The organism is Staphylococcus roterodami (assembly GCA_022493055.1).
In the GTDB taxonomy this organism is placed as follows: Bacteria; Bacillota; Bacilli; order Staphylococcales; family Staphylococcaceae; genus Staphylococcus; species Staphylococcus singaporensis.
This window is the reverse complement of record CP092781.1, coordinates 2,612,842-2,635,064: the sequence shown is the minus strand read 5'-3', so window position 1 is coordinate 2,635,064 and position 22,223 is coordinate 2,612,842. Positions and strand designations below refer to the sequence as shown.

Annotated in this window: 22 protein-coding genes and 2 pseudogenes; 15 read left to right on the top strand and 9 right to left on the bottom strand. The window is 33.3% G+C overall.

The genetic code is table 11. The features are described 5' to 3' along the window. Window positions 1-28 precede the first annotated feature (28 nt). The 5 genes from ML436_12925 to ML436_12905 all read left to right on the top strand — a co-directional run bounded on the left by ML436_12925 (window position 29) and on the right by ML436_12905 (window position 6,406). Window positions 29-1,768: a pyruvate oxidase gene (locus ML436_12925; GenBank protein UMT78010.1), complete on the top strand. Its 1,740-nt coding sequence runs from the start codon at window positions 29-31 to the stop codon at window positions 1,766-1,768. Window positions 1,769-2,064: 296 nt separating this feature from the next. After that, on the top strand, window positions 2,065-4,131 hold the full coding sequence (gene ptsG, locus ML436_12920) for a glucose-specific PTS transporter subunit IIBC (protein ID UMT78009.1): 2,067 nt from the start codon (window positions 2,065-2,067) through the stop codon (window positions 4,129-4,131). 364 nt (window positions 4,132-4,495) lie between these two features. Then, window positions 4,496-4,906, top strand: a complete 411-nt coding sequence (locus ML436_12915; protein UMT78008.1) for an acyl-CoA thioesterase — start codon at window positions 4,496-4,498, stop codon at window positions 4,904-4,906. A gap of 40 nt (window positions 4,907-4,946) precedes the next feature. Continuing rightward, window positions 4,947-5,291 (top strand): thioredoxin family protein, encoded by a 345-nt coding sequence (locus tag ML436_12910; GenBank protein UMT78007.1) that lies wholly within the window; start codon window positions 4,947-4,949, stop codon window positions 5,289-5,291. 146 nt (window positions 5,292-5,437) lie between these two features. Continuing rightward, window positions 5,438-6,406, top strand: a complete 969-nt coding sequence (locus ML436_12905) for an alpha/beta hydrolase (GenBank protein ID UMT78006.1) — start codon at window positions 5,438-5,440, stop codon at window positions 6,404-6,406. A gap of 80 nt (window positions 6,407-6,486) precedes the next feature. On the opposite strand, the gene ML436_12900 is transcribed toward ML436_12905, so the two are convergent. After that, entirely contained in the window at window positions 6,487-7,422 is a 936-nt protein-coding gene (locus tag ML436_12900; protein UMT78005.1) for a DMT family transporter, read from the bottom strand. A gap of 181 nt (window positions 7,423-7,603) precedes the next feature. Then, the gene (locus ML436_12895) at window positions 7,604-7,807 is read right to left on the bottom strand and encodes a hypothetical protein (GenBank protein ID UMT78004.1); all 204 of its coding nucleotides are present in this window, start codon (window positions 7,805-7,807) and stop codon (window positions 7,604-7,606) included. 549 nt (window positions 7,808-8,356) lie between these two features. Here ML436_12895 and ML436_12890 point away from each other — a divergent pair. From ML436_12890 to ML436_12875, 4 genes and pseudogenes are all read left to right on the top strand, one after another. Then, window positions 8,357-9,400, top strand: coding sequence for a PTS fructose transporter subunit IIC (locus ML436_12890; GenBank protein ID UMT78003.1), 1,044 nt, complete (start codon window positions 8,357-8,359; stop codon window positions 9,398-9,400). A gap of 2 nt (window positions 9,401-9,402) precedes the next feature. Beyond that, entirely contained in the window at window positions 9,403-10,083 is a 681-nt protein-coding gene (gene sdaAB, locus ML436_12885; protein UMT78002.1) for an L-serine ammonia-lyase, iron-sulfur-dependent subunit beta, read from the top strand. Window positions 10,084-10,096: 13 nt separating this feature from the next. After that, window positions 10,097-10,996, top strand: coding sequence for an L-serine ammonia-lyase, iron-sulfur-dependent, subunit alpha (gene sdaAA, locus ML436_12880; GenBank protein UMT78001.1), 900 nt, complete (start codon window positions 10,097-10,099; stop codon window positions 10,994-10,996). Window positions 10,997-11,155: 159 nt separating this feature from the next. Beyond that, a pseudogene (locus ML436_12875) lies at window positions 11,156-12,473 on the top strand (ISL3 family transposase). Here the strand turns inward: ML436_12875 and ML436_12870 are convergent. Next, a pseudogene (locus ML436_12870) lies at window positions 12,451-12,513 on the bottom strand (hypothetical protein). The pseudogenes ML436_12875 and ML436_12870 sit on opposite strands and share 23 nt — an antisense overlap. A gap of 166 nt (window positions 12,514-12,679) precedes the next feature. Between ML436_12870 and ML436_12865 the strand changes: the two are divergent. Next, window positions 12,680-12,850 (top strand): hypothetical protein, encoded by a 171-nt coding sequence (locus ML436_12865; GenBank protein UMT78000.1) that lies wholly within the window; start codon window positions 12,680-12,682, stop codon window positions 12,848-12,850. 147 nt (window positions 12,851-12,997) lie between these two features. Here ML436_12865 and ML436_12860 read toward each other — a convergent pair whose 3' ends face one another. Continuing rightward, window positions 12,998-13,489, bottom strand: a complete 492-nt coding sequence (locus tag ML436_12860; GenBank protein ID UMT77999.1) for a GNAT family N-acetyltransferase — start codon at window positions 13,487-13,489, stop codon at window positions 12,998-13,000. Window positions 13,490-13,682: 193 nt separating this feature from the next. Between ML436_12860 and srtA the strand changes: the two genes are divergently transcribed. Then, the gene (srtA, locus tag ML436_12855) at window positions 13,683-14,303 is read left to right on the top strand and encodes a class A sortase SrtA (GenBank protein UMT77998.1); all 621 of its coding nucleotides are present in this window, start codon (window positions 13,683-13,685) and stop codon (window positions 14,301-14,303) included. A gap of 161 nt (window positions 14,304-14,464) precedes the next feature. Here the strand turns inward: srtA and ML436_12850 are convergent, their stop codons facing one another. Together ML436_12850 and ML436_12845 are read right to left on the bottom strand one after the other, a co-directional pair. After that, complete coding sequence (locus tag ML436_12850; protein UMT77997.1) at window positions 14,465-15,196, bottom strand: peptide ABC transporter permease; 732 nt, start codon at window positions 15,194-15,196, stop codon at window positions 14,465-14,467. Between the two features lie 5 nt (window positions 15,197-15,201). After that, window positions 15,202-15,837 (bottom strand): ATP-binding cassette domain-containing protein, encoded by a 636-nt coding sequence (locus ML436_12845; GenBank protein UMT77996.1) that lies wholly within the window; start codon window positions 15,835-15,837, stop codon window positions 15,202-15,204. A 320-nt stretch (window positions 15,838-16,157) separates the two neighbouring features. Here ML436_12845 and ML436_12840 point away from each other — a divergent pair, with 320 nt between their 5' ends. Further along, window positions 16,158-16,958, top strand: a complete 801-nt coding sequence (locus tag ML436_12840; protein ID UMT77995.1) for a Cof-type HAD-IIB family hydrolase — start codon at window positions 16,158-16,160, stop codon at window positions 16,956-16,958. Between the two features lie 246 nt (window positions 16,959-17,204). Here ML436_12840 and ML436_12835 read toward each other — a convergent pair whose 3' ends face one another. Further along, window positions 17,205-18,197, bottom strand: a complete 993-nt coding sequence (locus ML436_12835) for a D-lactate dehydrogenase (GenBank protein UMT77994.1) — start codon at window positions 18,195-18,197, stop codon at window positions 17,205-17,207. Between the two features lie 269 nt (window positions 18,198-18,466). Here ML436_12835 and ML436_12830 point away from each other — a divergent pair, with 269 nt between their 5' ends. Next, on the top strand, window positions 18,467-19,138 hold the full coding sequence (locus ML436_12830) for an NAD(P)H-dependent oxidoreductase (GenBank protein UMT77993.1): 672 nt from the start codon (window positions 18,467-18,469) through the stop codon (window positions 19,136-19,138). A gap of 120 nt (window positions 19,139-19,258) precedes the next feature. Here the strand turns inward: ML436_12830 and ML436_12825 are convergent, their stop codons facing one another. Next, a complete protein-coding gene (locus ML436_12825; GenBank protein ID UMT77992.1) occupies window positions 19,259-20,065 on the bottom strand; it encodes a VOC family protein in 807 nt (268 codons plus the stop codon). 173 nt (window positions 20,066-20,238) lie between these two features. Then, window positions 20,239-20,523 carry a GNAT family N-acetyltransferase gene (locus ML436_12820; protein UMT77991.1) on the bottom strand — a complete coding sequence of 95 codons (285 nt, stop codon included), beginning with the start codon at window positions 20,521-20,523 and terminating at the stop codon, window positions 20,239-20,241. Between the two features lie 228 nt (window positions 20,524-20,751). Here ML436_12820 and ML436_12815 point away from each other — a divergent pair, with 228 nt between their 5' ends. Both ML436_12815 and ML436_12810 read left to right on the top strand, forming a co-directional pair. Then, window positions 20,752-21,186 carry a MarR family transcriptional regulator gene (locus ML436_12815; GenBank protein UMT77990.1) on the top strand — a complete coding sequence of 145 codons (435 nt, stop codon included), beginning with the start codon at window positions 20,752-20,754 and terminating at the stop codon, window positions 21,184-21,186. A gap of 77 nt (window positions 21,187-21,263) precedes the next feature. Next, window positions 21,264-22,223: a ring-cleaving dioxygenase gene (locus tag ML436_12810; GenBank protein UMT77989.1), complete on the top strand. Its 960-nt coding sequence runs from the start codon at window positions 21,264-21,266 to the stop codon at window positions 22,221-22,223.

Here is a 22,223-nt window from a genome sequence, read left to right as displayed (position 1 = left end):
TAAACAGAAAGGGAGGCTATTAGTAATAATGGCAAAAATTAAAGCAAATGAAGCATTAGTAAAAGCATTACAAGCATGGGATATAGATCACTTATATGGTATTCCGGGAGACTCAATCGATGCAGTTGTGGATAGTTTACGTACTGTAAGAGACCAATTTAAGTTTTATCATGTACGACATGAAGAAGTAGCAAGTTTAGCAGCTGCAGGTTATACAAAACTTACGGGTAAAATCGGCGTTGCATTAAGTATTGGTGGACCTGGTTTAATCCATTTATTAAATGGTATGTATGATGCCAAAATGGATAACGTACCACAATTAATTTTATCTGGGCAAACGAATAGTACAGCGCTTGGAACGAAAGCGTTCCAAGAAACGAATTTACAAAAATTATGTGAAGATGTAGCTGTTTATAATCACCAAATTGAAAAAGGTGATAATGTATTTGAAATCGTTAACGAAGCTATTCGTACGGCATATGAACAAAAAGGTGTCGCTGTCGTAATTTGTCCAAACGACTTATTAACTGAAAAAATTAAAGACACAACAAATAAACCAGTAGATACATCAAGACCAACTGTTGTATCACCAAAATATAAAGACATTAAAAAAGCGGTTAAATTAATCAATAAGAGTAAAAAGCCGGTTATGTTGATTGGTGTTGGTGCGAAACATGCGAAAGATGAGCTACGTGCGTTTGTTGAAGCGGCAAAAATTCCAGTCGTTCATTCATTACCTGCTAAGACAATCTTACCGGATGACCATCCATACAGTATTGGTAACTTAGGTAAAATAGGTACAAAAACATCATATCAGACAATGCAGGATGCAGATTTACTAATTATGGTAGGTACAAACTATCCATATGTAGATTACTTACCTAAGAAAAATATTAAAGCAATCCAAATCGACACAAATCCTAAAAATATCGGACATCGTTTTAATATTAATGTAGGAATTGTTGGAGACAGTAAAATTGCATTGCATCAGTTAACTGAAAATATTAAACATGTTGCGGAAAGACCATTTTTAAACAAAACGTTAGAACGTAAAGCGGTTTGGGATAAATGGATGGAACAAGATAAAAATAATAATAGCAAACCATTACGTCCAGAACGTTTAATGGCATCAATTAACAAATTTATTAAAGATGATGCAGTAATTTCAGCAGATGTTGGTACTGCAACAGTTTGGTCTACACGTTATTTAAATCTTGGTGTGAACAACAAGTTCATCATTTCAAGTTGGTTAGGTACAATGGGTTGCGGTCTTCCAGGAGCTATGGCATCAAAAATTGCATATCCAAATAGACAAGCGATTGCCATTGCTGGTGACGGTGCATTCCAAATGGTAATGCAAGACTTCGCTACAGCAGTACAATATGATTTACCTTTAACTGTATTTGTACTTAATAACAAACAGTTAGCATTTATTAAATATGAACAACAAGCAGCTGGTGAATTAGAATATGCAGTTGATTTCTCTGATATGGATCATGCAAAATTTGCTGAGGCAGCTGGTGGTAAAGGTTATACAATTAAAAGTGCTAGCGAAGTAGATGCTATTGTCGAAGAGGCATTAGCACAAGATGTACCAACGATTGTAGATGTATATGTTGATCCTAATGCTGCGCCATTACCAGGTAAAATTGTAAATGAAGAGGCACTTGGTTATGGTAAATGGGCATTCAGATCTATTACTGAAGATAAACATTTAGATTTAGATCAAATTCCACCAATTTCAGTGGCAGCAAAACGTTTCTTATAATCTGTTGATTGGTTTTCAGAATTCAATTTAGCTATAAACGGTAATTTCTGTTTGAATTAAATAGAAGTTACCGTTTTATTTGTTTTCATAAAGCGTCGTATTATAGTGATTATAATATTTTAAAAAAGTTATTGAAAACGCTTTTATAAATATGTATAATAGCTATGAATTACATATCACTTGCGTGTTACTGGTAATGCAGGCATGAGCAAACAACCGTACTATGATGATAGTCTTGTTTGTTCATGCCTGCTTTTTTGTACATGGAAGCGGAATTTGAGATAGGGGATGTTTATATGTTTAAGAAATTGTTTGGACAATTGCAACGTATCGGTAAAGCATTAATGTTACCTGTTGCGATTTTACCAGCAGCTGGTATTTTACTAGCATTTGGTAACGCAATGCATAACGAACAATTAGTAGAAATAGCACCATGGTTAAAAAACGATATCATTGTAATGATTTCGTCGGTCATGGAAGCAGCAGGACAAGTTGTATTTGATAACTTGCCATTATTATTTGCAGTTGGTACAGCACTTGGATTGGCAGGAGGAGACGGTGTTGCAGCATTAGCAGCATTAGTAGGTTATTTAATTATGAATGCAACCATGGGAAAAGTGTTGCATATTACAATTGATGATATTTTCTCATATGCCAAAGGTGCAAAAGAATTAAGTCAAGCAGCGAAAGATCCAGCACATGCTTTAGTATTAGGGATTCCAACATTACAAACGGGTGTATTTGGTGGTATTATCATGGGTGCTTTAGCAGCATGGTGTTACAACAAGTTTTATAACATAACGTTACCACCATTTTTAGGATTCTTTGCAGGTAAACGATTTGTTCCGATTGTGACTTCGGTTGTAGCTATTGTAACAGGTGTAGTTTTAAGCTTTGCATGGCCTCCAATTCAAGACGGATTAAATGGTTTATCGAATTTCTTATTAAATAAAAACTTAACATTAACAACGTTTATATTCGGTATTATTGAGCGTTCATTAATTCCATTTGGTTTACATCATATTTTCTATTCACCGTTCTGGTTTGAATTCGGAAGTTATACAGATCATGCAGGTGAATTAGTTCGTGGTGACCAACGTATTTGGATGGCACAATTGAAAGATGGCGTACCATTTACTGCTGGTGCATTTACTACTGGTAAATACCCATTCATGATGTTTGGTTTACCAGCGGCAGCATTTGCTATTTATAAAAATGCACGCCCAGAACGTAAAAAAGTTGTTGGTGGTTTAATGTTATCAGCAGGATTAACTGCATTTTTAACTGGTATCACTGAGCCATTAGAATTTTCATTCTTATTTGTAGCACCAGTACTTTACGGTATTCATGTAATATTAGCTGGTACTTCATTCTTAGTGATGCATTTATTAGGCGTTAAAATTGGTATGACATTCTCAGGTGGATTCATAGATTATATTTTATATGGTTTATTAAACTGGGATCGTACCCATGCATTATTAGTTATTCCTGTCGGTATCGTATACGCAATTGTGTATTACTTCTTATTCGATTTTGCGATTCGCAAGTTTAAATTAAAAACACCAGGTCGTGAAGATGAAGAAACTGAAATTCGTAACTCTAGCGTCGCTAAATTACCATTTGATGTCTTAGATGCAATGGGTGGAAAAGAAAATATTAAACATTTAGATGCTTGTATTACACGTTTACGCGTAGAAGTGGTTGATAAATCAAAAGTGGATGTAGCAGGCATTAAAGCTTTAGGTGCTTCAGGTGTATTAGAAGTTGGTAACAATATGCAAGCTATCTTCGGTCCAAAATCAGATCAAATTAAACATGATATGGCGAAGATTATGAGTGGTGAAATTACGAAACCAAGTGAAACGACAGTGACTGAAGAAATGTCAGATGAACCAGTTCACGTAGAAGCACTTGGAACAACAGATATCTATGCACCAGGTGTTGGTCAAATCATTCCATTATCAGAAGTACCTGATCAAGTATTCGCTGGTAAAATGATGGGCGACGGTGTAGGATTTATTCCTGAAAAAGGTGAAATTGTGGCGCCATTTGATGGTACGGTGAAATCAATCTTCCCTACAAAACATGCGATAGGTTTAGAATCTGAAAGTGGTGTAGAAGTATTAATTCATATTGGTATTGATACAGTAAAACTTAATGGCGAAGGATTCGAAAGTCTAATTAATGTGGATGAAAAAGTGACACAAGGTCAACCGTTAATGAAAGTGAATTTAGCATACTTGAAAGAGCATGCGCCAAGCATTGTAACACCAATTATTATTACAAATCTTGAAGATAAAGAACTTATCATTGAAGATGTACAAGATGTTGATCCTGGTAAATTAATTATGACAGTTAAATAATGATTGAAAATGAAAAAGCATTTTAAATGAATGATTTTTTAGTCATCGTAGTTCATACGTGAATTAGAGATTTGGAAGAGAATACTTTTATAAAAGGCAGTAGCTTAAAATGAAGCTGCTGTCTTTTTAGTGCGCAATGATGTATAGCAATGGCATAGATGTTAGTTTGTGGTATATAAAGTAGAGATTGTGCTTTTTGTACATTTTATAAAAAAGCATCTTCGCGACTAGACAAATTAATATCTTCAATTAGAAATATGATTTTCTTTAATAAAGTTCAATTGCTTGTATTTTTTTCATGAAAGTAATAAAAATAAATTAACATGATTTTAAATCAATTTGTAATGTTAGGAGATTTGTCATTATGACAACAGAAGGATTGTTAGTTGCAGAGAAAGAAATCGAAGTAAATGGTTACGACATTGATGCAATGGGTGTCGTCAGTAATATCGTTTATATTAGATGGTTCGAAGATTTGAGAACAGTTTTTATAAATCAGCATATGAATTACTCAACAATGATCAATCAAGGCATTTCACCTATACTTATGAAAACTGAAGCGGAATACAAAGTACCAGTAACGATTCATGATAAACCAGTAGGTCGCATATATTTAGTTAAAGCAAGTAAAATGAAATGGGTATTTAAGTTTGAAATTGTGTCTCAAAGTGGTGTGCATTGCATTGGTACACAGACAGGAGGTTTTTATAGATTGAGCGATAAGAAAATTACACGTGTTCCACAAGTATTTCAAGACATTTTAATTACCAAATAATGACCGTATTAAAAATAAAAAACGTAAGAAGGTGTTCGAAATGGTTAAGCAATTAAATAGTGTCGAAGCATTCCAAGCATTTATTCATCAATATCCGTTAGCAGTCGTACATGTCATGAGAGATCAATGTAGTGTTTGTCATGCTGTCTTACCACAAATTGAAGACTTGATGCAGGCATATCCGAATGTACCATTAGCTGTGATAAATCAAAGCCATGTGGAAGCTATTGCTGGAGAGTTGAATATTTTCACAGTACCTGTTGATTTAATTTTTATGGATGGAAAAGAAATGCATCGTCAAGGCCGATTTATCGATATGCAACGTTTTGAACACCATCTTAACCAAATGAATAATAGTTTAAATAACGATGAAGATGAGCGTTAATATCGAAAATGATTAACCATAAATGATTTGCATTTCCTAATCAAAGTAAACTTCCCCCTTTATTTCCCAGTAAATATTGGCAGCAATGAGAATGAGCATGGTACATTAATACTATAGTAGAAAACATCAAAGAGGAGTGACGACAAATGCGTAAAAAATGGACTACATTTGCGTTGGGATTTTTAGTAGCGGCATACGCACATATTAGAATTAAAGAAAAACGCAGTGTGAAAAGTTATATGTTAGAACAAGGCATACGCTTATCAAGAGCTAAGCGTCGTTTTATGTATAAAGAAGAAGCGAAGAAAGCACTAGAAAAAATGGCGCCACAGACAGCAGGTGAATATGAGGGCACCAATTATCAGTTTAAGATGCCAGTAACAGTGGATGAGCAATACGGTTCAACCGTTTATACTATTAACAATAAAGAAGACAAGCATCAACGAGTGGTATTATATGCACATGGTGGCGCATGGTTCCAAGATCCGCTTAAAATTCATTTCGAATTTATTGATGAACTTGCTGAAATTTTAGATGCTAAAGTAATCATGCCGGTGTATCCGAAGATTCCGCATCAAGATTATCAAGCGACGTATGTGCTTTTTGAAAAGTTATATCATGATTTATTGAATCAAGTAGCAGATTCTAAACAAATCGTTGTGATGGGTGACTCTGCCGGTGGTCAAATCGCTTTATCATTTGCACAATTATTAAAAGAAAAGCATATAGCTCAACCAGGACATATTGTTTTGATTTCACCAGTATTAGATGCAACGATGCGCCATCCAGAAGTTCCTGACTACTTAAAGAAAGATCCAATGGTAGGTGTTGAAGGTAGTGTTTATTTAGCTGAGCAATGGGCAGGTGACACACCATTAGATGATTACAAAGTATCACCAATTAACGGTGACTTAGATGGTTTAGGACGAATTACCTTAACTGTTGGTACAAAAGAAGTGCTGTATCCTGATGCATTGAACTTATCACAATTGTTGAGTGCAAAAGGTATAGAACATGACTTTATACCTGGATATTACCAATTTCATATTTATCCAGTATTCCCAATACCAGAGCGCCGACGCTTTTTATACCAAATTAAAAATATTATTAACTAAAATAAAAAACTCTGATATCACCTACAATGTAGCTACATTGTTAAATAGTAGATACTTGCTAAAGGATAATCAGAGTTTTCTTATTCATCTATTTCTTTAGGTTGTCTTTTAAGTGATAGTAATAATATCAAAATCATGATTAAAACAATGCCGACAATCTGAAATGATTTGAACGCCACGTGTAACCATAGACTGCTTGCGATGACTGCTACGACAGGTTCAACAGTTCCGAATAATGTTGTTTCTTTCGCTGATATGTATTGTAAACTGTCGATAAAGAAATAAAATGCGAGTGCAGTTCCGCCGATAATTCCAAATAGTAAAAATAAAATTGTAGATAATTCCCAATCTGAAATATTGACGTGCCAAATTGGATGACGCAAATTCATTGCAATGCCAGATATAAGCATCGCCCACCCGACAATTAGAATCGAACCGAAGCGGTTAAGTAAGTCTGATGGATAAATTGTGTAAAAAGCGAGTGCAACACCAGCCAAAATTCCCCAGAATAAACTTGCAGGATTAACGACTAAGTTAGAAAATGAACCGTTAGTTAATAATAAAAATGTGCCTACTAATGTCATGACAATAGCAAGTACATCAAATAATGTAAGTTTAGCAACGCCTCTTAAAACAAACCAAACAATGATATACACAGGTGCAATATATTGTAAAAGTGTCGCGATAGCAGCGTTACCTGTATTAATAGATGCCATATAAGCGTACTGTACGACTAACATACCGAGTATACTGAAGATCAATAACTTACCTAGCATTCGTCGATCTTGGAACACGCTAAATATGGAACGTTTGGGTTGCATCATTTTGTACATAATAAGTAAGAAAATACCACTAATTACAAGTCGAGCAGTGACGTACCAATCGATATCGATATTATGATGTTTAAAAAGAAAATCGGATACTGTACCACCCAATCCCCATAAACACGCGCCTATTATTGCTAATAAAATACCTTTTAAGCGCATTGTTGAATGATTTTTCGTCAAATATCTCACCCCTTAAAACTTTAACACCGACGAAATAGAAAATGTCAGTGTTCGATAATGATTTAGTTTATTATATCGACTTTTAAAGGAGAGGGAAATGGGAAAATAAAAAAAACATCTAAGATGAATGTATCTAGATGAGGATTTAAACAACAATGGTTATGGAATTTTATAGATAGTAAGATGAGGATTATTTAAATGAAATTTCAGGCAAACTCAAATGCTTTTGTGAAAGTGCTCCGTGATGTGTATGCTGACTATCTAACACGAAATGTGATACATCATGCCCAGTCATACTTGTATATAAAATAATGACTAAATAAGAAGTGAACGTTATAAAGATAAGTGCTAAATAGATAGAAATTGCAACTTTAACGGAATGACTTAATTGCATCTATACCGCCTCCATTTAGTTATGGTAATTATTTTCATCTTCAGTATAACGATTTATTGTTAATTCAATGTAAATTTGAGATTAAAAAAAGTAAAGGACCAACCTGAAAGGTATCATCATTCCTATCAGAAAACTAAAAAATAATATCCTACTTTAATTATCGTATTGCAAATATATGTGTAATAAGTTATTTTTGAATATAGTGTGCGGTTTTATAAACACAGCACAAAAACAAAAATAAATAGCTCGAAAGATAAAATGCATAAATATTAAAAGCTTTTAGAAATATTACTTACTTTCAGATGTAAAAAAGTTATCAAAAAACTGTCACACAACTGTTTGAAATATAGAGTAAAAAGTTAATTAGTAAATATTAATGACAACATAAGTAGTTTTTGAAACAATCCATTTTAAAAATCTTTCACAAATATGAAATATTTCACTTAAATATTTGATTTGATAACAGATAAAAGTTGAAAACGTTTTCTTAAGGGTGTACGATGTTTATGGTCTGAAAATAAAATAAACATAGAGAGAGGTTTTTGGGAAATGGATATTCTGTTAGGTGTAGGCACATTAGTCTTGGTTTTAGTGATCATGACGCTATTTTTAAAGTATGCACCGTACGGTAAACAAGGACTACAAGCATTATCCGGTGCAGCTTGTGCGACATTTCTACCACAAGCATTCTTAAGTTATGCTATTGGTGGCGTATTTGATATTAAATTTCTGCAAGATATTGGGGATTTAGCAGGAAGTTTAAGCGGTATCGCAGTAGGTATTCTAACATGCTTAAACTTAGGTGTTGCACCAGTATTTGCGGTCATTGTTGGTTTAGTATTACATGACTTTAAATTATTACCAGCATTCATCGCAGCTTATGGTGTAGCTTTTTTAATTAAATGGATTGAAAAGAAAGTTCCAGAAGGCTTGGACTTAATTGTGGTGATCTTATTTGCACCAGCAATTGCCTTCGGACTTGCATCAATTATCACACCTGGTGTGTTGGCAACATTAAAACAAATAGGTAGTGCTGTCACAGCAGTAGGTGACAATAATCCATATGCATTAGCGGTCATTTTAGGACTAGTAATTCCAGTTACAGGTATGACGCCGCTAAGTTCAATGGTATTAACAAGTTTATTAGGACTTACAGGTGTTCCTATGGCTATTGGAGCACTAACATGTACAGGTAGCTCATTTGTTAACCTTATTTTATTCCGAAAATTAAATATTGGTGGACCTTCAAAAGCATTTGCAGTTTGTATTGAACCATTGACACAAATCGATTTAATAGCACAATACCCAGTACAACTATATGGTACAAATGCACTTATTGGAGTTGTCAACGCATGTATCGTGACATTTAGCGGATTAGTAATAGGTGTTAAAGGTATGGCAACACCAATCGCCGGAGCTATCGTATTGTTTGGCTTTAATAATGCAGTGACATCAATTGTAACAATCGTAACAGTGATTATTGTCAGCATTGTCTTAGCCTATATCATTGGAACGCTAATTAATAAGTTTAATTTAATGAATATCAACTTTAAAATGCCGAGCAAAAAGAATCGTATTAAGGAGAGTGTTTAATTATGGCAAAGAGCTATGATTATCAAAGTGCTTTCGATATTATTGGACCAGTTATGATGGGACCATCAAGTTCTCATACAGCTGGTGCAGTAAAGATTGGAAATTCAGCACGTGCAATTTTGGGAGATGTTCCTAAAAATATTGAAATACATTATTATGAATCATTTGCTCAAACACACCAAGGACATGGTACAGATGTCGCTATTGTTGGTGGAGCAATGGGATATTCAACATTTGATAACCGAATTAAATCTTCATTAGAAATTGCAGCTGATGATGGTATTAAAATAGATATCATTGAAGAAGATGGGGACAGTATCGGTCAACATCCAAACTGTGCTTACATTAAATCGTTTAGTAACGATGGACGTTACATTGAAATTATAGGTATTTCAATAGGTGGTGGTACTATTAAAATTAAAGGTATTCATATAAATGGATTAGAAGTAGAGTTAAACCATGGATTACCAATTTTAGTTGTCGACGGAAATATGACTAAAGCACAAGTAAATCATTTCATTAATGATATCAATGATATGAAATTAGACTGTAAAGATGAACTGATTAAGATAGATGAAGATAAATGTTTGGTAGTATTACCATTAAATAAAGCCATCTCAGAATCAACATTAAATACAATTAAAGATAAATACAGTGACTTAAACGTTTCCTATATAAATTAGAGGGGGAATAAACATGTTTGATTCAATTAGAGAGACTATAGATTATGCCGTAGAAAATAAAATGTCATTTGCGGAAATCATGGTTAAAGAAGAAATGGAATTAAGCGGTAAATCACGTGATGAAGTGCGCGCGCAAATGAAACAAAATTTAGACGTCATGAGAGACGCAGTAATCAAAGGTACTACAGGTGACGGTGTTGAAAGTGTAACGGGCTACACTGGTCATGACGCAGCAAAATTACGTGATTATAATGAAACGCATCATGCTTTGTCTGGATATGAAATGATTGACGCAGTAAAAGGTGCCATCGCAACAAATGAAGTCAATGCCGCTATGGGTATTATTTGTGCAACGCCAACAGCCGGTTCCTCGGGTACCATTCCCGGTGCACTTTTTAAATTAGAAAAAACACACGACTTAACAGAAGATCAAATGATTGATTTCTTATTTACATCAGCGTTGTTTGGACGTGTCGTAGCGAACAATGCAAGTGTAGCTGGTGCGACAGGTGGGTGCCAAGCAGAAGTTGGTTCAGCCTCTGCAATGGCGGCAGCTGCAGCAGTAGCTATTTTCGGTGGATCGCCAGAAGCATCCGGGCATGCAATGGCACTAGCGATAAGTAATTTATTAGGTTTAGTTTGTGATCCAGTAGCAGGACTTGTTGAAATACCTTGTGTTATGAGAAATGCAATTGGTTCGGGTAACGCTTTAATTTCAGCAGATTTAGCATTAGCAGGTATTGAAAGTAGAATTCCTGTTGATGAAGTTATTGAAGCAATGGATAAGGTTGGTCGTAACCTTCCTGCATCATTACGTGAAACTGGATTGGGTGGATTAGCAGGTACACCAACTGGAGAAGCAATTAAACGTAAAATTTTTGGCACAGCTGAAGATATGGTTAAAAATAATTAATGAAATAACAATGAAATATTGGTTCTATAATAAATCGGACTGATGGAAAAGTTTTTTACTTTTCATCTGTCCGATTTTTTGATTTTGAATATAAAAAAAGCGCAATTATCTCTATAATTAAAAGTGCCTAAACAAATAACTAAAGGAGATAATGCGCCTATGAATAATGTTATACTAAATACCTTTGATTTTAAAGATAAAAATATTGTTTTTGACGGTAAACTTGAGAAAATTGAGTATAAAGGGAGAAAGTGTTTCTTTTATTACGCAAAACTAATCTATACACCTGAGGTGTGCCCAAACTGCAATTGTAAAAACATTAATGGTAATTTAATCAAAAATGGATCTAAGACTTCTAGAATCACTATGCCTAAAATCTCCGAATATCCAACTTATATCATGTTGCGTAAGCAACGTTTTAAATGTAAAACGTGCGAACGATACTTTACAGCCGAAACACCTGAAGTTGATAAATACTGTTTTATATCAAAAAAAACACGATCAGCTGTACTTAATAAAGCGAAGAGAAATTCGTTCTGAAAAATCTATAGCGAAATCCTGCTCTGTGTCAGCTACTACAGTTTCTCGTATCATTGATGAGGTCGCTCAATCGCTTCATCAATCGCCGTATTCTGCACTTCCTGAACATATCATGATGGATGAATTTAAAAGTGTTAAAAATGTTTCTGGGAAAATGAGTTTTATATACGCTGATGCACAAACGCATCATATTATTGATATTGTTGAAGATCGTAGATTAAGTGAGTTGAAAAAGTATTTTTATCGTTTTTCACTTAAAGCTAGAAAACGTGTAAAGACTGTTTCCATTGATATGCATGAAGGCTATATGACATTGATTAAAGAGATGTTTCCGAACGCTAAAATAGTTATCGATCGATTCCATATTGTTCAATTATTAAATCGTGCTTTAAATGGTATTCGAGTCGCTGTTATGAATGAATTAAGAACGACGAATCAACCGTTATATAATAAGTTTAAAAGATATGCGAAATTACTATTAAAACCTGGAGAAGATTTAGAGGCATTTGAATATCGTAAAGTAGCTTTATTTAAGGAATGGAAGACACAAAAGGGTATCGTCAAGTATTTATTAGATCAAGATGATTCGTTAAATGACGCCTACCAATATATCAATCAGCTACGATTCAAACTTAAACATAATGATTATGAAGGCTTTATTCACGAATTAAAACATATGCCATTATCCCAAACGCATTCAGTTGTCCAACGAGCAATTAAGACACTTAACAAACATGTAGACTTTATAAAAAATACATTTGATTATTACAATTTATCAAATGGTCCTTTAGAAGGTATAAATAACAAAATAAAATTAATTAAACGTACATCTTTTGGTTATGGAAGTTACAATCATTTGCGCAATCGAATATTATTATGTTCAAAACTTTACGCTCCAAAAAGTAAAAAGGAAGTTAAGCAATGTTTAGTTGCCTAACTTCCGATATTGAACTCATCAGTCCAATTTGACATAGAGCCGAAATATTGATATGAAGAAGCATCTGTCTGGATTATTAGTACCAGATAGATGCTTCTTAATTATCTATGATGAAGTTGAAAAATTTATGGTAAATTCATTCTAATCAAAATAGTGATTGCAAAAGCGCCCCCGTATATCTAAAATAACTTAAAAGGAGTGATGATATGCTAAGACTATCAATCATCTTTATAGCATTCATCATTAACACAACGATTACATATGGATATACGACTGAGGGAACGTGGGTCAATCTATTATTTAAATCTTTATCACTCAGCATGATTATCGTTTTCATGTTTTACTATATTCGTTTTGTTATTGAGAAAAAGCGTTAAGTCAAAGCTATGGGATAGTATTTGAAATGAAAAAATAAAAGGGACGATGTAAATTGTCCCTGAGAAGTTTATAGTTTTATATGTTGGCATGTTATGTTAAGTGAATTAACATGGTTGTCTTGTTTATATTATGTGATTTAAACACTACTAGTCTTTTAAATCTAATTCATAAAAAGCTAAATCTAACCAGTAATCAAATTTATAGCCTACATTGGTTAGTGTGCCGGCATGCTTGAAATTGAATTTTTGATGTAATTTAATACTCGCTTCATTAGAAGCATCAATACCAGCAACAAGTGTACGATAACCTTTAGCTTTTGCCTCTACAATTAAACGCTGTAATAATTGACTAGCGATACCTTTTCCTCTAGCTGAAGCATCGACATAAATAGAATGCTCGATAGTATATTGATATGCTGGCCAAGGTCTAAACGAACCGAACGTCGCAAACCCTAATACACTTCCATTTTCCTCAAATACAAAGATAGGCTCATGATTACGTTGTTTCGTTTCAAACCATGCGATACGTTCGTCTATGGTTTGCGGTTTATAAGTATAAACAGCTGTTGTATTAATAATGGCATCGTTGTATATCGCTAATATAGTGTTTAAATCTTCTTTTTTAGCACATCGAATCATAATAATTCCCCCTTAATATGTATTAAAAACGTTTCGTTATTTGAATGCAAATATGTGTAATGAAATCTAACGTGACAATATATGTGCAAATTTAATATTATAAAATGAATTGCTATGAGTCATTTTATAATTAATGGTATACTATATGAAATGTTAATAGGCATTGTGAAATGTATAAAAGGAGCCTTAACGTATGAAAAAATGGACAAATCGATTAATGACAATCGCTGGTGTAGTACTTATCCTAGTGGCAGCATATTTGTTTGCTAAACCACATATCGATAATTATCTTCACGATAAAGATAAAGATGAAAAGATTGAACAATATGATAAAAATGTAAAAGAACAGGCGAGTAAAGACAATAAGCAGCAAGCTAAACCTCAGATTCCGAAAGATAAATCAAAAGTGGCAGGCTATATTGAAATTCCAGATGCTGATATTAAAGAACCAGTATATCCAGGACCAGCAACACCTGAACAATTAAATAGAGGTGTAAGCTTTGCAGAAGAAAATGAATCACTAGATGATCAAAATATTTCAATTGCAGGACACACTTTCATTGACCGTCCGAACTATCAATTTACAAATCTTAAAGCAGCCAAAAAAGGTAGTATGGTGTACTTTAAAGTTGGTAATGAAACACGTAAGTATAAAATGACAAGTATAAGAGATGTTAAGCCTACAGATGTGGAAGTTCTAGATGAACAAAAAGGTAAAGATAAACAATTAACATTAATTACTTGTGATGATTACAATGAAAAGACAGGCGTTTGGGAAAAACGTAAAATCTTTGTAGCTACAGAAGTCAAATAATCCATTACGCTAATGGATGAATATATTGAGTGGAAAACAGTCTTGATTGCGAGACTGTTTTTTTGTTTGGTGTGAGGTAACATTGACGACGTGTCATTGGTGGAGATTGTAAAAATATATAATAAAAAGGAGCGACAATGGATGCCGCTCCTTTTTATGTACTACATACCGATTTTCAACCATCTCTTTCTACTTAGTAATAAGACAATAGTATTAACTATAAGTAGAAGAACGAAGAATGATACTGTATTTATAATTTCAGTAGGACATATAAATGTTGACTCGTTATTCAATATTTTTTCTATGGCACGATACATCGTGTTGCTCGCCTCAAATGGAGCAACGATACCAAATATATTTTTATTAATGGCAACTAAGATGACTGAACCAATCCAATATACAATGCTGATTCCTAAGCTGATTAAAATGTTAGGTGAAACCATACTAATCGTTCCAACAACTAAGATATATTGTAAGATAACGAGTGAAAATAAGATTATTAATAGTAAGTAATGTGAGAAATCCGAATATATTATTGAAATAATTGTGATACTTAGAATTATGAACACTAAACATTCAAAAAATAACACTGCTACCTTTTTATAGAAGAAGGTAAAGATATTATCGCCAATCAATTTATAAAACAGGATATTTTTATTCGAATACTCTTTATTAATAAAATATGCAATAACAAATGAAAATAGTAAGAACCCTAATTGCGTTGCAACAGTATATGAACTGAAGAAAAACTGGCTATAGCTTAAATTTTTAACTTTGTCTATACCTATTGGTAAAAAATACCCAAGTAAGAAAAGGAATATGAATAGCACACCAAGCGTGTAAATAATTTTATTGGAAATACTTTTTTTAAATTCTAATTTCAAAGTGGACACCTCAATTATAAATTAATGTAATCATTTATGACTTCTTCTTTTGATTGGTACTCTTCTATTTGAAGGTCTTTAAAAATAAAGTATTTACCCGGCAAAGCACTTAAATCGGATAAATTATGTGTAATATTGATAATAGTTTTAGTTTGATGGCTTTGAATAAAATCATTTAAAAATTCATAAATTTCATTAACTGTTTTCTTGTCTAAAGCGTTTGTAATTTCATCTAATATAATTAAATCATGATCTTCCAATAAGAAACTTAATAATTTAAGCTTTTGTTTTTGACCATCACTCAAGTTTTTTAATAGTACGTTAGACGGTATTGCTTCGATGTTTAGTATGTTATAAATCTTATCGAAGGTTTGTCGATTGTTATTAAATTTTGATTTTAACAATGATAATAAAAAATCTTTTGTTATATCATTAGGAATATTTGATGAACTTGATATTAAGGTTACATTTTGAGAAATGGACTTAGGAATATTTCCACTATTATTTAGTAAGAAATCTTTAGCTAATAAAGATTTTCCCACACCATTTTTACCAACAATGTGATTAATCTGACCAAGATAGAAATTTAAATCACAATTGTCAACTAGTTGTTTGTTTTTAACTTTTAAAGAATAGTTATTTAGTTTCATGTATACAACTCCTATGTATAAAGGGATTTATTACACTGACATTTAATTATATTTTTAAAAATTCTTTCGCATTATGTATAAATGTTATAAATTAGTATATCACACTATATTTTGTCCAAATGATAAATATAACGTTATATTTTTACAATATTCTGAAATTTGTGTGCGCCTCTGAATGCTATATCCAGTGTAATATGTTTTGCATATATGAAAGCAATTTCAAAATGTGAATATAGGTTCATTGTGGTATGACAAACTTCATTGCTTGTCATGAGATGGATATAATGAAGACGACTAAAAGAGCAATGAGGAGGATAATCATGGTTAAGGCTATTGCGGTAGATATGGACGGGACGTTTTTAGATTCGAAAAAGACATACGATAAACCTAGATTTGAAGCGATTTTTACTGAACTTAGAAATAGAGATATTACATTTATTGCTGCGAGTGGTAATCAATATGCGAAGTTGAAGTCTATTTTCGGGGACAGAGATATGTATTTTATTTCTGAAAATGGTGCAGTTATTTATAAAGGCAATGAGTTATATAATTATAAAAGCTTTAATCGTCAGGTGTTTCAACAAGTTGTCGATTACTTAAATATGAACCAAGGTATTGATCAACTCGTCATCTGTGGTTTGAAAAGCGCGTATATTTTGAAACGTACTTCTGAAGCATTTAAAGAAGATACGAGATTTTATTATCATCAGTTAAAAGAAATTGACAGTCTACAACAATTACCTGAGGATGATTATGTCAAAATAGCATTTAATATTAATCGTGAGACGCATCCGAAAGTTGACGAAGAAGTAGCGACGCAATTCAGCAATGATATTAAACTTGTCTCAAGTGGGCACGATAGTATTGATATTATTATGCCAAACATGACTAAAGGACAGGCTTTAAAACGATTGTTAGATAAATGGGGAATGTCTCCTTCAGAGCTCATGGCCTTCGGAGATGCGAATAATGATAAAGATATGCTTGCGTTCTCTAAGCATAGTTATGTGATGGAAAATAGTCATGATGAAGAATTGTTCAATATTGCCTCGGCTGTCGCTCCAAGTAACGATAAGCAAGGTGTTTTAACAATTATCGAACAAGAAGTATTGAACAAGTAGGTAGCACATCATCAATGAAGCGGCTATCATGATACTAAATACATGTTAAATGAAAACTTTGAATACGAATCATCAAATATTAATATATCTCAAACAGGTTATGCAATAATGCCATAGTAAAATAAGTGCACTACAATCATTTAAATAGATGATAAAATAATGCGGATTTTAATCAAACCGATTTTGATACAGATAAACAAAATAAAAAGCAAAGGCACATGGCGCGCCTTTGCTTTTAAATATATATTAATTTAAACGTGTTTCACATGTACCAGTGTTAATGACAGATAATGCTGCGTTTAAACCACCTTCAACAAGGTTTTGTACTGCTTCATCAGAGAAGAAAGCAATATGTGGTGTTACTAAAATTCTTTCATGTTCGATTAACTCTAATAATGTTTTATCGTCAATGTCTTTATTAGTCCAGTCATTTGTGAAGTATGCTGCTTCATTTTCATAAGTATCAATCGCAGCACCTAACAAAGTACCATCGTTCACTGCAGCGATTAAATCAGGTGTATTGATGACTGCACCACGTGCTGCGTTAACTAAGATTGCACCTTTTTTCACATGATCAAACATAGCTTTATCGAATAAATGATAGCTTTCTTTGTTCGCTGGAACATGTAAAGAAATAATATCAGCATCTTTAATAGCTTCTTTAACACTATCTTTGTATGTTAAAAAGTCTAAATCTTTATTAGGATAAGCGTCATAAGCTGTAATTGTAGCACCAAATCCTGCATATATTTTAGCTGTAGCAGCACCGATACGACCAGTACCGATAATTGCAACAGTCATATTTTTAACTGGTTTAGACATGATTTCTGCTTGCCAAGTAAAATCATGTGCTTGTACACGGCGTTCAATATCTGGGAAGCGACGCACTAATTGTAGGGCGATAGAAACAGAATACTCTGCAATTGTTTCAGGTGAATAACTTGGAACGTTAGATATCACAATATTGTGTTTTTTAGCTAAATCTAAATCATACATATCAAATCCAGCAGTACGTTGTGCAATTTGTTTAATACCGTAAGATTCTAATTTAGGATAAACGTCATTTTCTAACTTACCAAATTGCATTGTAGTTACGCCATCGTAATCTTTTAATTGATCGACAGTAGCACTTGATAATAGCTCTTTAGAAGTAGTTACTTCGACGTTATTCTTTTTCCCCCAATTTAATGCCATCTCTTTCTCATAATCACGCGTACCAAAGAACATAATTTTTATCATTATTAAAAACCTCGCTTTTAAAAGATTGAAAAGTAAATGAGTGAAATTAAAGGTCATGCACATTAAAATCACGCTACAATTTAATTGTGAAAAATATCACAAATATATTATAACACTAAATTTTCCAAAATTCAAAAACGTGTTTAATTGTAGAAAACCTATAACGTGTACACAAGTTATAATAGATTCTAAACGGATTACTTTAGACTTTTTAAAACATGAAGTATAATTTGTATAGCAATAAATATAAAAATCGGAGGCTATGTTCAATGAGCAATATGAATCAAACAATTATGGATGCATTTCATTTCAGACATGCGACTAAGCAATTCGATCCACAAAAGAAAGTTTCGAAAGAAGATTTTGAAACAATATTAGAGTCAGGTAGATTGTCTCCAAGTTCTCTTGGGTTAGAACCTTGGAAGTTTGTCGTGATTCAAGATCAAGCGTTACGTGATGAATTAAAAGCGCACAGTTGGGGCGCAGCGAAACAATTAGATACAGCGAGCCATTTTGTGTTAATTTTTGCGCGAAAAAATGTAACGTCAAGATCACCGTATGTGCAACATATGTTACGAGATATTAAAAAATATGAAGCAGAAACGATTCCAGCTGTTGAACAAAAATTTGATGCTTTCCAAGCGGACTTCCATATTAGTGATAATGAACAAGCGTTGTATGACTGGTCAAGTAAACAAACGTATATCGCATTAGGCAATATGATGACGACAGCCGCATTGTTAGGTATAGATTCATGTCCTATGGAAGGTTTTAGTCTGGATACAGTAACAGATATTTTAGCGAATAAAGGCATCTTAGATACTAATCAATTTGGTTTATCAGTGATGGTCGCATTTGGTTACAGACAACAAAATCCACCGAAAAATAAAACACGTCAAGCATATGAAGATGTCATTGAATGGGTTGGACCTAGAGACTAATTAGTATACAGTATGTCTAAATATATAAATTTTAAAACATAGCAATAATAAAAGCCTGCGTTCATATAAATGAATCGCAGGCTTTTGCGTGAAAAAATTGTATTAATAAAGTATGGATGATTATTTTTCTGGAACAAGGTCAGTATTTGAATGAACTGTGATGTCAAACCCTTCTGGTGCCGTAAATGTATGTGTTGAGGCGTCGGGTTGATAAATATCAACATGTGTTAATCCATAACTTTGTGCATTGTTTTGTCTTGCTTGATTAGATTGCCAAGTATTAGCAGCAATATGATGGTGATAATGATTCGTCGACATAAATAGCGCTCGTGGAAAATCAGACACATGTTGGAATCCTAATTGTTCAATGTAACATTGATATGCTGCGTCCAAATCATGTGTTTTTAAATGTAAGTGCCCAATCATGCCTTTTGCTGGCATTCCTTGCCAACCTTCATCAGTACGATGTGTTAATAAAGTTTGGCTATCAACTTCTAAAGTATCCATTTTTACTTTGCCATTTTGCCATTCCCATGAAGATGAAGGTCTATCGCGATAGACTTCAATACCATTACCTTCGGGGTCGTTGAAATATAAAGCTTCACTGACTAAATGATCACCAGCGCCAATGCCCATATGTTTTTGTGCCACAAAATATAAGAAGTTAGCTAAATCCTCAGTAGTTGGTAATAAAAATGCTATATGAAATAGCCCTGCTTCACGTGGGGAAGTCTGACGGCCGTCTTCTAATAAATGCAACGTTAGTGTGTGGCCACCATTACCAACTGATAATACGGTTGTGTTATCGTCAGAACTTTTAACTGATAGTCCTAAAATGTTTTTGTAAAATGTTGTCATCAATTCTAAGTCTCTTACGTTCAGTTCAATGTTTGTCACTTGTGTTGCTGTTTTATCGTGAAATGCCATTATGCATCGCCTCGTTTTCTATTTTTCTATAAGTTGGTATAAAAAGTATACCAGAAAAGAAAATGAATTGATAGCATAAAGTTTGAAATGCAAAATAACTAGTCGTTTTGCAATTTTATATTGATGCGAACAAATAAAAAGCGATGGCACAGTTGCACCATCGCAAAATTAATTTAACCAAAATATAAATCTTGATATGAATCTTCTTTTTCTAACATATGTTTGGCAAATGAACATGAGGCAATAATTTTCAAATTATTTTCTCGAGCGTGTTCAACAACTGCTTTAACTAGTTTTTTGCCAACACCTTGACCACCAAGTTCATCAGATACGCCTGTATGATCAATGTTAATTTCATTATTATCCACAAAATGGTATGTGATTTCAGCTAAAGCATTATTTTCATCATCACCAATATAGAATTTGTTCTCGCCTTGTTTGATTTCAAGGTTACTCATACATATCAACTCCTATCATGATTGATTATAATGTTTCCCTATTCTATTTTAACTTAAACGAAGTCAAAGGTGCATGACAGTCATGTGACGACATTGACTCTGGTACAAGCAGTTATTTTAATTAAGCGCAGTTTGAAATAAAGATGAAAACACGTATCTTGACATTAAATCAATTCACCTATATAATTTATCTCGAAATCGAAATAAAATAAAAAAGTTGGTGATCATATGGATCGAACGAAACAATCGCTCAATGTCTTTGTCGGAATGAATAGGGCGTTAGACACATTAGAGCAAATTACAAAAGAAGACGTAAAGCGATATGGCTTAAATATTACTGAATTTGCAGTGCTTGAGTTGCTTTATAACAAAGGTCCACAACCAATTCAACGTATTAGAGACCGCGTATTAATTGCAAGTAGCAGTATTTCATATGTTGTAAGTCAATTAGAGGACAAAGGTTGGATTACACGGGAAAAGGACAAAGATGATAAACGTGTATACATGGCTAGTTTAACTGAAATAGGCCAAAGTCAAATGGCAGATATTTTCCCTAAGCATGCTGAGACATTAACAAAGGCATTTGATGTGTTAACAGAAGATGAACTGGCAACGTTACAACTAGCGTTTAAGAAACTAAGTGCACAATCTACAGAAGTGTAAGGCGTGCACTAAAAATTTACATTAAAATATCTCGGTTTCGAGACAAATATACTAAAAAGACAAAGAGGGTATATAAAATGACAAATAATCATGAACTATTAGGTATTCACCATGTAACAGCAATGACAGATGATGCAGAACGTAATTATAAATTTTTTACAGAAGTATTAGGCATGCGTTTAGTTAAAAAGACAGTCAATCAAGATGATATTTATACGTATCATACATTTTTTGCAGATGATGTAGGTTCAGCAGGTACAGATATGACATTCTTCGATTTCCCAGATATTCCTAAAGGGCAGGCTGGTACAAATTCTATTACAAGACCGTCTTTTAGAGTGCCTAACGATGACGCATTAACATATTATGAACAGCGCTTTGATGAGTTTGGTGTCAAACACGAAGGTATTCAAGAACTATTTGGTAAAAAAGTATTGCCATTTGAAGAAGTAGATGGCCAAGTGTATCAATTAATTTCAGATGAGTTAAATGAAGGTGTAGCACCTGGTGTGCCATGGAAGAATGGACCGGTGCCAGAAGATAAAGCGATTTACGGATTAGGTCCAATTGAAATTAAAGTAAGTTATTTTGATGACTTTAAAAATATTTTAGAAACTGTTTACGGTATGACAACTATTGAGCATGATGATAATGTCGCATTACTTGAAGTTGGTGAAGGCGGCAATGGTGGCCAAGTAATCTTAATCAAGGATGACAAAGGGCCAGCAGCTCGTCAAGGTTATGGTGAGGTACATCATGTGTCATTTCGTGTGAAAAATCATGATGCATTAAATACGTGGGCAACGAAATACAAAGAGGTAGGTATTAATAATTCAGGTATCGTTAATCGTTTCTATTTTGAAGCATTATATGCACGTGTTGGTCATATTTTAATAGAAATTTCAACAGATGGACCAGGATTTATGGAAGATGAACCTTATGAAACATTAGGTGAAGGTTTATCGTTGCCACCGTTTTTAGAAAATAAAAGAGAGTATATAGAATCAGAAATAAGACCATTTAATACGAAGCGTTAA

What these genes read in the sequence shown, in the direction of transcription:
- ML436_12925 (UMT78010.1), top strand. Translation starts at nt 29, where the DNA reads ATGGCAAAAATTAAAGCAAATGAAGCATTAGTAAAAGCATTACAAGCA.
- ptsG (UMT78009.1), top strand. Translation starts at nt 2,065, where the DNA reads ATGTTTAAGAAATTGTTTGGACAATTGCAACGTATCGGTAAAGCATTA.
- ML436_12915 (UMT78008.1), top strand. Translation starts at nt 4,496, where the DNA reads ATGACAACAGAAGGATTGTTAGTTGCAGAGAAAGAAATCGAAGTAAAT.
- ML436_12910 (UMT78007.1), top strand. Translation starts at nt 4,947, where the DNA reads ATGGTTAAGCAATTAAATAGTGTCGAAGCATTCCAAGCATTTATTCAT.
- ML436_12905 (UMT78006.1), top strand. Translation starts at nt 5,438, where the DNA reads ATGCGTAAAAAATGGACTACATTTGCGTTGGGATTTTTAGTAGCGGCA.
- ML436_12895 (UMT78004.1), bottom strand. Translation starts at nt 7,807, where the DNA reads ATGCAATTAAGTCATTCCGTTAAAGTTGCAATTTCTATCTATTTAGCA.
- ML436_12890 (UMT78003.1), top strand. Translation starts at nt 8,357, where the DNA reads ATGGATATTCTGTTAGGTGTAGGCACATTAGTCTTGGTTTTAGTGATC.
- sdaAB (UMT78002.1), top strand. Translation starts at nt 9,403, where the DNA reads ATGGCAAAGAGCTATGATTATCAAAGTGCTTTCGATATTATTGGACCA.
- sdaAA (UMT78001.1), top strand. Translation starts at nt 10,097, where the DNA reads ATGTTTGATTCAATTAGAGAGACTATAGATTATGCCGTAGAAAATAAA.
- ML436_12865 (UMT78000.1), top strand. Translation starts at nt 12,680, where the DNA reads ATGCTAAGACTATCAATCATCTTTATAGCATTCATCATTAACACAACG.
- ML436_12860 (UMT77999.1), bottom strand. Translation starts at nt 13,489, where the DNA reads ATGATTCGATGTGCTAAAAAAGAAGATTTAAACACTATATTAGCGATA.
- srtA (UMT77998.1), top strand. Translation starts at nt 13,683, where the DNA reads ATGAAAAAATGGACAAATCGATTAATGACAATCGCTGGTGTAGTACTT.
- ML436_12845 (UMT77996.1), bottom strand. Translation starts at nt 15,837, where the DNA reads ATGAAACTAAATAACTATTCTTTAAAAGTTAAAAACAAACAACTAGTT.
- ML436_12840 (UMT77995.1), top strand. Translation starts at nt 16,158, where the DNA reads ATGGTTAAGGCTATTGCGGTAGATATGGACGGGACGTTTTTAGATTCG.
- ML436_12835 (UMT77994.1), bottom strand. Translation starts at nt 18,197, where the DNA reads ATGATAAAAATTATGTTCTTTGGTACGCGTGATTATGAGAAAGAGATG.
- ML436_12830 (UMT77993.1), top strand. Translation starts at nt 18,467, where the DNA reads ATGAGCAATATGAATCAAACAATTATGGATGCATTTCATTTCAGACAT.
- ML436_12825 (UMT77992.1), bottom strand. Translation starts at nt 20,065, where the DNA reads ATGGCATTTCACGATAAAACAGCAACACAAGTGACAAACATTGAACTG.
- ML436_12820 (UMT77991.1), bottom strand. Translation starts at nt 20,523, where the DNA reads ATGAGTAACCTTGAAATCAAACAAGGCGAGAACAAATTCTATATTGGT.
- ML436_12815 (UMT77990.1), top strand. Translation starts at nt 20,752, where the DNA reads ATGGATCGAACGAAACAATCGCTCAATGTCTTTGTCGGAATGAATAGG.
- ML436_12810 (UMT77989.1), top strand. Translation starts at nt 21,264, where the DNA reads ATGACAAATAATCATGAACTATTAGGTATTCACCATGTAACAGCAATG.